General features: G+C 68.8%; 2 protein-coding genes. Both read left to right on the top strand.

Annotated features, from left to right (window positions below; translation table 11 throughout):
• Nucleotides 1-24: 24 nt before the first annotated feature.
• On the top strand, nt 25-15132 hold the full coding sequence (locus tag WMF28_RS35610; protein ID WP_437597981.1) for a hypothetical protein: 15108 nt from the start codon (nt 25-27) through the stop codon (nt 15130-15132).
• 81 nt (nt 15133-15213) lie between these two features.
• The gene (locus WMF28_RS35615; RefSeq protein ID WP_437597982.1) at nt 15214-16473 is read left to right on the top strand and encodes a metallophosphoesterase family protein; all 1260 of its coding nucleotides are present in this window, start codon (nt 15214-15216) and stop codon (nt 16471-16473) included.
• Nucleotides 16474-16541 lie beyond the last annotated feature (68 nt).

The raw sequence follows: 16541 nt of genomic DNA on the forward strand, positions 1-16541 counted from the left end.
CCGCCCGGTGATGCCCCGGCGGGCATGCTCGCAGGGGACAAGCCCGCTCTGGCCCGCGGGGACGTGGCAAGCGACCGGCCGCGACAACCCAACGAGATCGAGGAAGAGCCGGAGCCGCCGTCGGAGAGAGCGCCGGATCCGGCGACGTCCACCCCGCTCGAGGAGGTGACCTGGATCGTCGACAAGGCCGTCAAGAAGACCCTCTGGCGTACCGACACGGGCTTCAGGAGCCGCGAGCGGGCCAAGCGCGGCGTCCCCGCGATCACCGAGCCGCTGACCCAGGGCGGCTTCCCCAGCGACCCCGGCAAGGCGAAGGAGCAGATTGGAGGGCGCTTTCCCAAGGGGCAGCTGCTCAGCGACGCCGAGTGGAGCGCCTTCGAGCAGCTCTCCTCGACCCCCGCGGGGCAGGCCTGGCTCAACGCCTCCGGCATGCTCACGCACGCCGAGGTCGAAAGGTACCTGTCGGGCCGCGACAGCGAAAACCCCGAGCGATTCCGCGGCTTCCACCAGGTCCACAAGGCCAGCAAGGTCGTCCTCGCCAGCTACGTCTCGCGCCAGATGAACCGCGGCGAGGCCGGCAAGCGCTTCGAGGGCACCCCGCCGGCGGCCCTCGCCCTCTCCATGGAGGCGAAGCACGCGCCCGACTCCGCGAGGAGAGCTGCGCTCCAGCAGCGCATCGACCAGAGCATCGTCGACGAGTGGTCCAAGACCCTCGAGTACACCGACCCCAACGACGATGCGAGCACGGCCATCGACAAGGGCGCCGTCCCGGACCCGCAGAAGAAGTTCTTGCGGCCACGAAAGACGCTCTCCAAGGAAGAGGTCGTCGACAGGCACAGGCAGTCGCTCGATGTGCTCAAGAACGTCTTCCACCTGCTCCAGGAAGGCGCCGAGATCTACGACGACAGCAAAAAGAGCCATGTCCCCCTCCAGGACGTGCCCGTCGCCAAGCTCCTGTCGCACGGCGGCCGCGTCAACGTCCAGATCCCCGCCGGCAGCCCTCCGTACGCCCTCACCGAGCTCCTCGGCATCACCGACAGCAACGGCGACCCCGCAAGCGGCGTGTTCAAGCGCGCCTTCGGCACCCACCACATCAAGCTCGACGACGGGAATTTCAAGGAGCAGGGCGGCCACGGCGCCGCCATCAGGTCCAAGATCGACGACACCGAGCTCTACGGCATCAACCTCGCCGTCGGCGGCCTCGGCCTCAAGGACTTCAACGGCGACGTCATCCTCCCCGACGGCGCCCACGGACACATGTTCCTCGGCTACCGCCCGCCCAAGCCGGACAGGCCCGGCGCGCTCCAGATCGGCATGGAGACCACCGGCCCGGGCGCCCCCAGCACCGTCGGCTACGTCCACAACTGGCGCTCCACCGAGAAGACCGCAAACCCCATCTCCAGCGTCGGCGGCCTCAAAGCGGACAAGATCGGCGACGAGAGCATCAAGAACGCCCGCACCGTCGACCTCGGCAAGCTCGGCGAGGACTGGGCCACGACCCTCAGGGACCGCGCCGACAGGTTCGAACAAGAGCTGGCGGCAAAAGGCAAAGACGCCCTCAACGAGCTTGTTGGCCCACGCACCCAGCCGCCTCAGGAGCTAGAGGACGCACGGCGACGGTCGGGAGATCCCGAGCTGGCCGACGACGACTACGACGGCGACGACGAAGACTCCGACGACGAAGATTCCGACGACTCCGACGACGAAGACTCCGACGGCGACGACGAAGACTACGACGAAGCCGAAGACGACGACGACGACGACGACGACGAAGACTACGACGGCGACGACGAAGACTACGACGAAGACTACGACGACGACGACGACGAAGACGAAGACGAAGACGAAGACGAAGACGAAGACGAAGACGAAGACGAAGACGAAGACGAAGACGAAGACGGCGACGACGACGACTACGACGGCGACGACGAAGACTCCGAGGACGACGACGGAGATCGCTTCGGGCCATCCCAACGGCCCCAGTCCGGCCGCGAGCCCCCGTATCTAGCGCCGCCGACGCCTGAAGGCGGACAGCACGCTCGCGCGCCTCGCGGCGAGTCCCCCGCGACGAGCCAGACGTCGGGAGCTCAAGGGAAGGCACCGGAGAGACCCGGCCAGCCCCGGCCGGAGACGACCTCGCAGTCGCCCGCGCAGCGCTCCGCGACCCCCGCCACGGCCATCACCACGGGGATGCAGGCGCCGTCTTGGCTCGGCAAGAAGCTCGGCACCGGGGGACACGGGTTCGCCGGGATGGTCTCCAACGAGGGCGCCGCCCAGCGCGAGCAGGCGCTGGCGGACAAGTACAAGCTGCAGATCGGACCGGACGAAGACGCCGACGGCACGCACTTCTCGCACAAGATGCTCGACCATATCGAGAAGGCCCTCGGTGAGCTGCCCACCGACGACGTCACCGGCAGTCCGACGCTGCGGAAGATCATCCGCGACCTCTCCTCGGAGCAATCGGCGAGCGAGTACGACGAGGACACCGACACCATCAATATCGTCAATCCCGAGAAGGTACCCACCTTCGTCTACAGCCGGCTCAACCGGCGCTGGGACTGGCAGCGAAAGCGGATGGATCGCGGCGCCATGCGGGGCTACCCCGGCGTCAGCAAGGAGCAGGACGATGCGCTCGGCATCACCGGACGCCGCCAGGTCATGGGCGGCGTGTCCGACGCGCTCGCCACCGGCAACCTGCTCAAGTGGACGATACGCCACGAGGTCGCCCACTCCATCGACAAGCTTGTCGACTGGAACAGCCTCGCCAGCGACGACCGGTTCGGCGGCTGGCAGGAGCACTCCAACTCGCGGGAGCTCCAGGTCGTCGCTGACGCCATCTTTGCCAAGGCGGGCATCAGCGACGACAAGGCGCAGCAGAAGATCGACGACGAGGGGCAGATCGATCCCACGGGTGCCCCCCTGATCGAGCGCTTCGCCTCCCTCCTCGATCCGGAACAGCGGCGCGAGGACATGACTCTCCTGGAGAACTTTCCCGCGAAATTCACCTCCACGGACCCAGACCTGAAGGACAGGCTCGAACGGGTCGTCCGCACCGTCAAGATCGCCATGGCCCAGCCCTGGACGCTGGCCGACGGCGGGGCCCGGGAGCTGCAGGTCGAAGACCGCATCTACCACGTCGACCATTACGACAAATGGGTCAGCTACCGCGCCGACGCCCGCAACAACGCCGTCTCCAACTACCAGTTCTCCACGCCCAAAGAGTGGTTCGCCGAGACCTACGCTTCCTATCACGACCCCGACCCCAGGCCGAAGGCGCAGCTGACCCAGGACGTGCGCGACTTCTTCCAGAACGAGCTCCCGGGCCTGATCATCACGGGGCGAGATCGATGGCAACGCAGCCGCGACAGGATCGCGCAGCGCGCCGGGAACAAGCCGCCGCAGCCGCCCGCAGCGGGCTCGAGCGCAGCGGGCCCGAGCGCAGCGGGTCCGAGCGCGGTCACCGTGGGCTTCTCCAAGAACACGCCGACCGTGGCCCCGTCCAGCGGCTCGCACGCAGCGAGCCCGCCTCACGACGCCTCGGGCGCCCCCAAGGACAGCTCGACCCAGGAGACCGACGGCGCCAACGAGAACCTCGGCGACCCCCAGGCCGCCTTGCAGGCGCTCCTCGAGACCAGCAACACCTGGTCTCATCCGGCCACGGACGCGGACAAGCAGGACGCCAAGAGGCTCCTCGGCGACCTCATGCGATCTCAAGGCGTGGACAAGGCGCTCGTCGACAGGCTCGCGGAGCTCATCGACAACCCCGACTCCCTCTCCCAGCACCAGTTCGCCACCTGCGCGCTGAACAGCGTGCTCCACACGCAGCTCACGTCCGACCTGGCCGGCTTCGCGCACGTGGTCGCGGCGGAGTTCACCGGCAAGCTCTTCGATCGCAATGGCAAGCTGCTCGCCGACTTCTCGCTCGACACGCAGGGCGAAAACGACGCGACGGCCAGTGCCCAGCCGGCGGATCCCATCCTCCGCGTCATCCGCGGCGACCTCCCGCTACAGGACGCCCCCATCGGCAACAAGCTGCTCCAGAACGGCGTCAAGAAGGCCGCGGCCAGGCGCGCCGACCTGGAGCGCAAGGGGAGCGCCTTCTCCGACGCGCACGTCCTCGATTACCTGCTCGCCCGGGGCCTGGGCAAGATGCTGAGCAAGCTCGCCCCCGAGCAGTACCAGGCCGACGTCAAGTACACCGCCGGCGTCATCCCCGGCTACCACAAGGCGGCCACAAGGGCCAAGGACGCGAAGGGCCCGTCCAAGAAGCACGGCGATCTGCTGCTATCGGCCGATTCCCTGGTGACGCTCTTCACCGACATCCTCGGCGGCAACGCCCAGACCATGGTCACCGGCGACAACTACGACGTGGGCCGCATCAATGACGTGCTCACGAGGCCCGGGCAGGCGCCGTTCGTCCTGGCCACGTTCCTCGACGGCAACGGCCTCGCCGAGCGCGCCGACGCGTTCGCCAAGGATCCCACAAAGGCCAAGCCGTTCGACACGGTGGGGAACATCGGCACGTCGAGCGCGCACCAGGTCGTCATCAACGGCAAGATCACCGAGGACGGCGATCACTACGTCGTGCCGATGCACACCTGGCAGCAGAGCTTCTCCATCAAGGTGAAGAAAGACGCCCTGCCGTCGCTCTTCCCGGTCTTCACGTACGGAAACTATCTCCCGTCGGGAGCGCCAGGTGCGAATGACGCCTCCCAGAGCCTGGCGCCGGAAAACAACGCGTGGACCCAGCTCACCACGGGAGGCAATGACAAGCTCGGCACCGGCGGACACGGAGTCGCCGGCCTCGTCTCCAACAAGGGGGCCGCGGCGCGCGAGCAGGCGCTGGCGCGGCAGTACAACCTGCAGATCGGCCCGGGCAACGACGCCGGTGGCAAGCACTTCTCGCACAAGATGCTCGACCGGATCGAGAAGGTCCTCGGTGAGCTGCCGCCCGACCACGTCACCGGCAATCCGACGCTGCGGACCATCATCCGCGACATCTCCTCGGAGCAATCGGCGAGCGCCTACGACGAGCTCACCGACACCATCAATGTCGTCAATCCCTACGACATGCCCTCCTGGCTCTACAGCCGGCTCAACCGCAGCGTGAGCTGGCAGCGATACCTCATGGATCGCGGCGCCAAGTCGGACTACGACGGCATCAGCAAGCAGCAGGACAAGGAGCTCGGCATCGCCGGACGCCGCCAGGTCATGGCCGGCGTGTCCGACGTGCTCGCCAACGGCAACCTGGTCAAGTGGACCATGCGCCACGAGATCGGTCACTCCATCGACAAGCTCATCGACTGGAGGAGCCTCGCCGAGGACGACAAGTTCGGCGGCTGGAAGGTCCACTCCGACACGCAGGATTTCGAGGACGTCACCCGCGCCATCTTCGCCAAGGCGGGCATCACCGACGACGAGGCGAACACCGAGATCGACGGTTTCTCCGTGCTCCAGCGCTTCGCCTCCGTCCTCGATGCGCCCTCGCTACGCAAGGACATGGCTCCCCTGGTGGAGTTTCCCGCGAGCGCTGCCCCTCGGGATGCAGACCTAAGGAAGAAGCTTGAAAAGGCCGTCCGCACCGTCAAGATCGCCATGGCCCAGCCCTGGACGCTGGACGACGCCGGGGCCTCGGAGCTGCAGGTCGACGGCCGCATCTACCACGTCGATCAGTACAACCAATGGGTCAGCTACCGCGCCGACGCCCGCAACGACGCCGTCTCCAACTACCAGTTCTCCACGCCCGCCGAGTGGTTCGCCGAGGCCTACGCGTCGTACTACGACCCCGACCCCGCGCCGAAGGCGAAGCTGACCCAGGACGTGCGCGACTTCTTCGAGAACGAGCTCCCGGACCTGGTCACCAGGGGGCACGAGACATGGCAACGCATCCGCGAGAACATCGCGCGGAGCGCCGCGCAGCAGCCCCAGGAAGGGAGCTCAGCGAGCGCCATCACCAGCGGCTTCAACCCTGAAGCGAGCGTCGACCCGGCGGACCTGCTTGCCGGGTACAACCCCGATTCGGACAGCGAGGACGAGGCAGCCGACCCGCTGCCGCAAACCGACGAGATCGAGGAAGAGCCGGAGCCGCCGTCGGAGAGAGCGCCGGATCCGACGACGTCCACCCCGATCGAGGAGGTGACCTGGATCGTCGACAAGGCCGTCAAGAAGACCCTCTGGCGCACCGACACGGGCTTCAGGAGCCGCGAGCGGGCCAAGCGCGCTGTCCCCGCGATCACCGAGCCGCTGACCCAGGGCGGCTTCCCCGCCGATCCCGGCAAGGCAAAGGAGCTGATCGGAGGGCGCTTTCCCAAGGGGCAGCTGCTCAGCGACGCCGAGTGGAGCGCCTTCGAGCAGCTCTCCTCGACCCCCCAGGGACAGAGCTGGCTCAACGCCTCCGGCATGCTCACGCACGACGAGGTCGAGAGGTACCTGTCGGGCCGCGACAGCGACAACCCCGAGCGCTTCCGCGGCTTCCACCAGCTCCACAAGGCCACCCGCGTCGTGCTCGCCAGCTACGTCTCGCGCCAGATGAACCGCGGCGAGGCCGGCAAGCGCTTCGAGGGCACCCCCCCGGCGGCGGTGGCCCTGTCCATGGAGGCGAGGCACACGACCGATCTGGCGAGGCGGGACGAGCTCAAGAGGCTCATCGACCAGAGCATCGTCGAAGAATGGTCGAAGACCCTCGAGTACACCGAGCCCAATGACGACGCGAGCACGGCCATCGACCAGGGCGCCGTGCTCGACCCGAAGAAGAAGCTCTTGCGGCCGCGAAAGACGCTCTCCAAGAAAGAGGTCGTCGACAGGCACAGGCAGTCGCTCGAGGTGCTCAAGAACGTCTTCCACCTGCTCCAGGAAGGCGCCGAGATCTACGACGACAGCACCAAGAGCCATGTCCCGCCCGAGGACGTGCCCGTCGCCAAGCTCCTGTCGCACGGCGGACGCGTCAACATCCAGATCCCCGCCGGCAGCCCTCCCTACGCGCTCACCGAGCTCCTCGGCATCACCGACAAGGACGGCAAGCCCGAGGCCGGCGTGTTCAAGCGCTTCGTCGGCACGCACCACGTCGCGCTCGGAAAGGGCAAGTTCAAGGAGCAGGGCGGCCAGCCTGCCGCCTTGATGGCCAAGCTCGACGACACAGAGCTCTACGGCATCAACCTCGCCGTCGGCGGCCTCGGCCTCAAGGACTTCAACGGCGACGTCATCCTCCCCGACGGCGCCCACGGACACATGTTCATCGGCTACCGCCCGCCCAAGCCGGACAGGCCCGGCGCGCTCCAGATCGGCATGGAGACCACCGGCCCGGGCGCCCCCAGCACCGTCGGCTACGTCCACAACTGGCGCTCCACCGAGAAGACCGCAAACCCCATCTCCAGCGTCGGCGGCCTCAAAGCGGACAAGATCGGCGACGAGCAGATCAAGAATGCGCGCACCGTCGACCTGAGCAAGCTCGGGAACGACTGGGCCACGACCCTCAAGGACCGCGCCGACAGGTTCGAGCAAGACCTGAAGCAGAAGGGCAAAGACGCCCTCAACGAGCTCGTCGGCCCCCGCACCCAGCCGCCTCAGGAGCTCCAGGACGCCGCGCAACGGGCCCCCGAGCAGCAGTCGGGAGGACCCGAGCAGGAGCCGCGGGACAACGAGCGCCGAGATCCGCCCGGTGATGCCACGGCGGACCTGCTCGCCGGGTATAACCCCGATTCGGACAGCGAGGACGAGGCCGCCGATCCGCAGACGCAAACCGACGAGATCGAGGACGAGCCGGAGCCGCCGTCGGAGAGAGCGCCGGATCCGACGACGTCCACCCCGATCGAGGAGGTGACCTGGATCGTCGACAAGGCCGTCAAGAAGACCCTCTGGCGCACCGACACGGGCATCAGGAGCCGCGAGCGGGCCAAGCGCGCTGTCCCCGCGATCACCGAGCCGCTGACCCAGGGCGGCTTCCCCGCCGATCCCGGCAAGGCAAAGGAGCTGATCGGAGGGCGCTTTCCCAAGGGGCAGCTGCTCAGCGACGCCGAGTGGAGCGCCTTCGAGCAGCTCTCCTCGACCCCCGCGGGGCAGAGCTGGCTCAACGCCTCCGGCATGCTCACGCACGACGAGGTCGAAAGGTACCTGTCGGGCCGCGACACCGACAACCCCGAGCGCTTCCGCGGCTTCCACCAGCTCCACAAGGCCACCCGCGTCGTGCTCGCCAGCTACGTCTCGCGCCAGATGAACCGCGGCGAGGCCGGCAAGCGCTTCGAGGGCACCCCCCCGGCGGCGGTGGCCCTGTCCATGGAGGCGAGGCACACAACCGATCTGGCGAGGCGGGACGAGCTCAAGAGGCTCATCGACCAGAGCATCGTCGAAGAATGGTCGAAGACCCTCGAGTACACCGAGCCCAATGACGATGCGAGCACGGCCATCGACAAGGGCGCCGTGCTCGACCCGAAGAAGAAGCTCTTGCGGCCGCGAAAGACGCTCTCCAAGAAAGAGGTCGTCGACAGGCACAGGCAGTCGCTCGAGGTGCTCAAGAACGTCTTCCACCTGCTCCAGGAAGGCGCCGAGATCTACGACGACAGCACCAAGAGCCATGTCCCGCCCGAGGACGTGCCCGTCGCCAAGCTCCTGTCGCACGGCGGACGCGTCAACATCCAGATCCCCGCCGGCAGCCCTCCCTACGCGCTCACCGAGCTCCTCGGCATCACCGACAAGGACGGTAAGCCCGAGGCCGGCGTGTTCAAGCGCTTCGTCGGCACGCACCATGTCGCGCTCGGAAAGGGCAAGTTCAAGGAGCAGGGCGGCCAGCCTGCCGCCTTGATGGCCAAGATCGACGACACCGAGCTCTACGGCATCAACCTCGCCGTCGGCGGCCTCGGCCTCAAGGACTTCAACGGCGACGTCATCCTCCCCGACGGCGCCCACGGACACATGTTCATCGGCTACCGCCCGCCCAAGCCGGGCAGGCCCGGCGCGCTCCAGATCGGCATGGAGACCACCGGCCCCGGCGCCCCCAGCACCGTCGGCTACGTCCACAACTGGCGCTCCACCGAGAAGACCGCAAACCCCATCTCCAGCGTCGGCGGCCTCAAAGCGGACAAGATCGGCGACGAGCAGATCAAGAATGCGCGCACCGTCGACCTGAGCAAGCTCGGGAACGACTGGGCCACGACCCTCAAGGACCGCGCCGACAGGTTCGAGCAAGACCTGAAGCAGAAGGGCAAAGACGCCCTCAACGAGCTCGTCGGCCCCCGCACCCAGCCGCCTCAGGAGCTCCAGGACGCCCAGCAACGCTCGGGAGATCCCGAGCAAGCTCCCCGGAACAACGAACCCGGGGATACCCCGGGGGACACGGCGCAGGGCGCCAGAGCGCCGGCGAACACGCTGGCAGGCTATAACCCCGTCCTCGACGGCGAGAGCGTGACGGCCGATCCGCTGCCGCACACCGGCAACGCCGCACAGGTCGAGCCGAGCCCACGAAGTCAAGGCAAGACGCTCGACGATCTGCTCAGCTCGCTCGACGAGCAGAGCGGCGCGTGGTCCGCCCCGGCGAACGACAGTCTCAGGCAAGAGGCCGCGGACAGCCTGGCAGGCCTGCTCGAGTCGCTCAACGTCGACCGCGCGATCGTGGACAGGCTGCGCGAGCTCATCGAGAACCCCGCGTCGCTGTCGCAATCCGCCTTCAGCAACTGCGCCCTCCACAGCGCCCTCTACACGATGCTGAAGGGCGATCTCGCCACCACCTCGCACCTCGTCGTCGCGCTGTTCACGGGCCGGCTGCTCGGCCGGCTCGCGCAGGCGCCCGGGGCCCGCGAGCTCGGCGCACAGCAGAGTGCGGGCAGGGCGGTGCTCAGCGAAGACCTCGACATCATCCGGCGCGTGATGACCGGAGAGATCCCGCGCGCCCTCGGCCCGGCTCCGACTCGGCCGCTCGTCAACGGGCTCAAGACGGCCGGGGCCAAGCGCGGCGGCCTGACCCGAGCGACGGACCGGCAGCAGCTGGATCGCCACCTCCTCGACCACCTGCTCGCCCGAGGCCTGGTCGAGCTCCTCGGACAGGATGCCGTCGCGCAGCACGGGAAGCGAACCGACCGCGCCCGGCAGCGCGATGTCGTGGCGGCGCAAGGCGACCTGCTCCTCTCGGCGAACTCGATGGCGACCCTCATGAGCGACGCGCTCGGGGCGGAGGTCGCGGTCAAGAGCGGCGGGCTCTCCGAGGGCGACGTCGCGCACATCAACGAGACGCTCAGGCGCACCGATCGCGCAGGGTTCGCCGTGGCGACCGTGGCGAACGGCAAGGCGCTCTGGGAAGCGGCGAAGCGGCACCGCGACGGCGGCGCCCTGACACCTCACGCTCCCGCGAGCGTCGCGCCGCTCGGCGAGGGCGAAGCCGAGAGCCGGCACCATCTCGCGATCGACGGCGAGATCACGGTCGACGGCGACGCCTTCATCGTGCCCGTCCAGTCGTGGGGGCAGTCGTTCCCCATCCGGGTGCAGAAGGCCGACATGCCGAGGCTCTTCGAGGTGATCACCCTCGGGACCTACCCCCCGCCGCGCGCCCCGGCCCTCGACGCCCCCACCCAGCAGCAAGCGCCGGCGCACCTCGCGTCGCGCGGTCGGTCCGGGACCGCGGTAGACGCCGCGGACCCGCGCGACCAGCTCGCGGGAGCTCCCGCGAGCCAGCACGAGACCCACATCGCTGGCGGGCCTGCCGTGGCGCCGGGAGCGCTCGATCCCGGAGCGGTCCAGCTCACGCCGTCAGGCGAGCTGTACGCGGCCCTCCTGGGGCACGTCCCAGAGCAGCGCCTGACCGAGGTGACGAGCCTCGCCATCGGGATCATCGACTCGCAGCTCCTCCCGCAGATCCTGGAGCTGCTGCCCATCGGCCTGCGCCCCGCCACGCGGCTGGCCGAGGAGATCGTCGCGAAGTGGCTGGCGTTCAACCCCGACTTGCTCGACCTGCCCGCCGGCGAGCTGAAGGGGCGCCTCGCAGCGCACGCCGAGCTCGTGCTGGGCATGCTCGAGCGCGACCGGGGTCGCTCGACGATCGGCCGAAAAGGCGGCTCCTCCGCCGCGGCGCCTGCCGCCTCGGCGGCGTCGAGCGCCCCGCAGCCCCCCGAGGGGACACCTGCCCCTCAGGAGGGATTCAAGGACAGAGCGCAAGAATCCTCATCCAGCACGAGCAGCGCTGCAGACACGAGCAGCGATGCCGGCGCACCCGGGAAGACGACCGAACCCGAGGGCTATGTAAGCCTGTTCGCCGACCTCGAGGACTCCGACTTCGGCGTTAGCGCCGAGGAGCACAAGCAGAAGGCGCGCGAGCCGCGGAACCAGGAGAAGCTCGAGAAGCCCGCTCGCGGCGAAGATCCTCAGAAGCGCGCTATCCCCGAGTGGATCTGGGGTGTGCCGCACTACGCAGCATTGCAGACCGCGCTGCTCGCGCACTTCAACGAAGACGCGGTGCAACGCGCGCTCGCCGAGCTCCTGGCAACCACCGAGAGCGCGGAGACTCCGGTGCCTTTCGCGGAGTTCGTGGCCATCGCGCTCAAGGAACCCCACGACGCCGAGAGCCTGAAGCAGGAGTCCGTGAAGTTGTTCGGTAGCTACCAAGGCGAGATGCGCAAGCTCGTCTACGACGCCACCAAGGCGCTGGGGGCCCTCGACTGGGCCGAGCACGTGCCGGACTTCGATATCGAGGCGCTGCGCGAGCCGCCGCCGCCCCCGCCGACGGGCGACGCGGAGCCGCCGCGCTCGGTCCTCAAGAGGGGCCAGGAGGGACGCTGGGTCACCCGCGCCGAGATCGAGATCATCAATCGATCCATCGGCGAGCGCGCGTTCGCCGGCATGCTCGCGCGCGCCATGAACAAGGGCAAGATCTCGGGCACCCGCGCGACCATCGAGCAGCTGGTCCGCCAGGCCGAGCGCTTGGCGGACCCGGCGCTGTCGCCGCCGCTCACGTCCACCTCGCTGGTGGTCGACACCAACCTGGTCGAGGCGCTCTTGACCCCGCCCAAAGAGCTGCCGCTTTCCAAGCGTTACCTCCGCGAGCAGCTGGACGTATTGATCCGCGAGCACAGGATAACCGACCTGCGCCTCGCCAACATCAACATCGGAGAGCTGTTCCAGCACGACAGCATCGTCGGACGCACGTTCACCACCAGCGATGGGCGAGAGATCCCCTGGTACGGCATCCGGGTCGACGACGACCGGCGCGACGACATGGCCGATTACGCGCTGGGGTTCGAGCAGCTCGCGAGCGGCTCGGTCGGCGAGAAGAAGGGCAGCGCCGACCGCAGCATGGTCGCCGACGCCTTCTTCTCCGACCGCAAAAGAGACAAGGGCGGCGCGCTCGCGGTGCCTCATTTCGCCACCGCCGATCACGGCATCCTGACGCCGCTCTTGAGCTTCGCCGGCATCGACGCGAAGAGGCGCGGAGAGAAGGCGTTCATCGACTTCGTCAAGGAGAACACCAAGGAGAACACCCGAAACGGAGCTCCTTATTTTGAGCCGGAGCTCAAGAGCCGCAAGCTCAAGGCACATACGATCCTCCACCTGGAGACGGGCGGGCACACCGCGGCCAAGGACGCCCAGCCCGCCCAGAGCGAGCCCATCGGCGCTGCGCTCCTCGACACCCCCGTCGGCGCCACCCACCGGGTCCATGACCTCATCTCGCTCATCCGCGCCTTCGGGTTCGACGTCTACATCGTCGGCGGCGCGGTGCGCGACGCCCTCAGCGGCAAGAAGCCCAAGGACGTCGATCTCAAGACGAACATGCCGATGTCGCGGCTTGAGGAGGTGCTGCGCACCGACCCAGCGTTCAAATCCCTCCCCGTCACCGTCGTCCCCGAGCTGCGCCTTCTCCAGGTCGGCGGCGTCAACACCATGGTGGACATCACCTCGGGCGACGACACCAGCGTGCAGGGCCCGCTCGACGTCATGGCCGACGCGCAGAAGCGCGACTTCCGCATGAACGCGCTCTACCTCGACGAGAACGGCTTCGTGGTCGATCCGCTCGACGGCGCCATCGAGGATCAGCTCGTCGGCAGGCTGCGCTTCGTGGCCGACCCCGGCCCGACCGCGCCCGTCGAGGAGCGGCAGAAGGCGGTCGTCGAGCACCTGCGCCGCACGCCGTGGAACCTCGGCCGCGCGCTCAAGTTCTATCAGCGCGGCTACGAGCTCGAGCCCGAGATCCTCCACGCCGTGCTCGACAACGCCGAGAGCATCCTCGCGTCGATGAAGGAGCGCGAGGCGCCGCTCCACGCCAAGTCGCTGGTCCTGCACGCCACGCGGGCCGAGTCGCCCACGGGTCTGGCCGAGATCATGCAAGTGCTCGGCTTCTCCCCCCAGGCGATCCGCGAGATCATCCCCGACGACGTGGCCGGTCGCTTTGACGACGAGAGCCTCGCGTACGAGAACGACGTCCTGCCGCGCTGGCGCGAGACCCCCGACGACGACGGCACGGGGTATCCGCTGGCCGCGCCGGAGATGAAGATCGACCTCGCCACCGGGCGGATCTATCAGTACCGCTTCCACGCCATTGCGCCGCAGCAGGAGGGGCAAGCGGGGGAGCGCGTCATCATCGACGTGGACCTGAGCGACCACAACCAGCCAGGCCACCACGCGCCGCACTACCACGTGTACCGCTGGCGCAAGCGCGACGGCCAGTTCAAGTGGGACAAGAAGAAGAACGGCTTCTCCGACACTGGCCAGCCGGGACTGCCGGAGATCGCTGACGGCCGCTACCTCGGCCCCCAGCCGTGGCGGTTCGAGGAGGGGCTCGACAGCGGCGACTTGCTCAGTGTCAGGAGGCGCATCAACGAGGCAGGCATCGAGCTCAGGAGCGACGGCGACCTCCTCGACCTGGGCGGGCAGGTCAAGCTGCACCCGAAGCGGCTGCAAGAGCTCGTTGACCGCGGGCAGCTCGGCAAGCTGCTCATGCTGGTCAAGAACCTGAACGACGGCATACCCTGGTCCTCCAGGGATCAGGCCACCGTCGATCTGTCCGGCTCGCACCGCGGCCAGGAGCGGCTGCGCTTCAAGCCGCAGCTGAGCCTGGTCGTGCCATTCCTGCGCGACAGCGGCATTGAGGACCCCACCTCGATGGCGATCTTCGCCGAGAACGGCGAGATGCAGCACGACGCCCTGCTGCGGCTCTACGACCTGGTGAGCGGCGAAGAGCGCTCGGATCTGCGCCGCCCGGCGGCCGCGTTCGCGCGGGAGCGCGCCGAGAGCGTGAGCGAGTTCGTCGAGCGCTTCGAGTTCTATGTCGCCACGATGAAGGGCAACCTGATCGGCGCTGACGTCGAGGCTCTCTGGCAAGCGCAGCTGAAGGCGGCGCAGGAGGCCAACGCCGTGGGCAACGTCACGCTCCGCGCGGACGGCGAGCTGACGGAGCGACTCGCGGAGGCGGCCAGCGAGCTGCGCTTCGAGACGGCGAGCGCCGCCGCCTACCACGCTGCCAAGCACGGCGACGAGTTCCTGACGCCGGAGGAGCGGGCTGCCAGCGTGCAGCCGAAGGACGCCGTTCGACGGTACCTCGACACCGCGCGCGAGGCCGTCCGCAAGGCCGTCCAGGCCGGCGCCCTCGAGGCGAGGACCGACGAGACCGGCGCGACAAATATCGTGCTCTGGGACGGCACGGCCAAGGTCATCGTCCGGGTCGGGCCGGACGGCACAGCGCACATCCTCAGCAGCTACGTCCAGGACCGCCGCAACACCGCGCCTGCGGCGGCGTTCACCCGCCCGGCGGGAACCGGCGCGTCGCTCTCCGGGCCCCGGTCGGGGCACGCCGCGACGCACGGCGCTGCCGAGCCCGAGAGCAGGGATCCGGCCGACCGGCTCGGCTCGTACAGCCCCTGGAACGGCGCCGCCGAGGGGACACAGGGCCCGCAAGCCCCGCAAGCGACCGGCGCGCCCGCTACCCTCGACGGCGATGTCACCCTCCGCGCGCCGATCGACGCCCTGGTGAGGACGCTCGTCGCGAAGAGCCGCGCTTGGTCCTCCCCGCGCACGCTGGCGGACAAGCAGGAGGCCATCACGCTCGTCACCGAGCTCCTGCAGCAGCTCGGCATGGACGCGAAGGTCGTCGACAGGGCGGGCGAGCAGGGCAAGGACGCGCCCGACGACGAGCACTCCGCCTGCACATGCGTCCGCTAGAGCACCGATCCGCTTGAAGACCGAGAATGAACCACAGAGCGCCCCCGGCGCGGGGCGGCTAAGCTCGGGCCGCTCCAGCCCATGAAGTTCGTCCACGCCGCCGATCTCCACATCGACAGCCCCCTCCGCGGGCTCGACCGCTACCCGGGCGCCCCTGTCGAGCAGATCCGCGGGGCGACGCGCCGCGCGCTCGAGAACCTCGTGAGCCTCTGCCTCACCGAGGAGGTCGACCTCCTGCTCCTCGCGGGCGACATCTACGACGGCGACTGGAAGGACTACAGCACAGGCCTGTTCTTCGCCGCGCAGCTCTCCCGGCTGCGCGCCGCCCGGGTGGACGTGGTGCTCCTCTACGGCAACCACGACGCCGAGAGCAACATCACACGTCACCTGGAGCTCCCCGAGAACGCCCGCCGGCTCGATCCGCGCCGCCCCGAGTCCGTCGCCTTCGAGCGGCTCGGGGTCGTGGTCCACGGGCAGAGCTTCGCGACAAAGGCGGTCACCGACGATCTCGCGGCGGGCTACCCGGACGCGCGGACAGGCCTCTTCAACATCGGCATGCTCCACACCTGCCTGGGCGGCCGCGAGGGCCACGACAACTACGCTCCTTGCAGCCTGAACACCCTGACCGGGAAGCGATACGACTACTGGGCGCTCGGCCACGTGCACACGCGAGAGGTGCTGTCGGAGGATCCGTACATCGCCTTTCCCGGCAACCTCCAGGGCCGCCACGCCCGCGAGACCGGCGCGAAGGGCGCCCTGCTCGTCACGGTGGACGACGGCCGCATCACCTCGGTCGAGCACCGCCCCCTCGACGTCGTGCGCTGGTGCGCCTGCGAGGTCGATCTCTCCCCGGCCGCGAGCGCCGACGACATCGTGGATCTGACGCGGGAGCAGCTCGAGCAGCGCGTCGCCGAGGCGGACGGGCGCACGCTGGCCGCGCGGGTGATCCTGTGCGGCGCCACGCCGGCCCACGCCGCGCTCCGCGCCGATTTCGAGCGCTGGACAGGGCAGATCCGCGCGATCGCCAACGACCTCGGCGGCGGGCTCTGGATCGAGCGCGTGCTCTCCCGGACGCTCGCCCCGATCGAGGTGGGCGCGCTCGAGGAGCGGGACGACGCGATCGGCCAGCTCTCGCGGTCGCTGCGCGCGCTGCGCGAGGACGAGGCGGGCCTCGCCTCGCTGCTGCGCGAGTTCGCGAGCCTCAGGAACAAGCTCCCCGCCGAGGCGCGCGAGGGAGACGACGCGATCCGCCTCGACGACCCGGCGTCCCTGCGCGAGGCGCTCGACGACGTGGAGCACACGCTGATCTCGCGGCTGCTCGGCGCCAGCGACACGCCGTGATCGCCGGCGCGGCGGCCGGGTCGGATCCGACCCCGAAGGCGGGAAGGCAGGAATAAAATACCAATAAA

Origin of the sequence: Sorangium sp. So ce590 (assembly GCF_051521365.1) — a bacterium.
Taxonomy (GTDB): Bacteria; Myxococcota_A; Polyangia; order Polyangiales; family Polyangiaceae; genus Sorangium.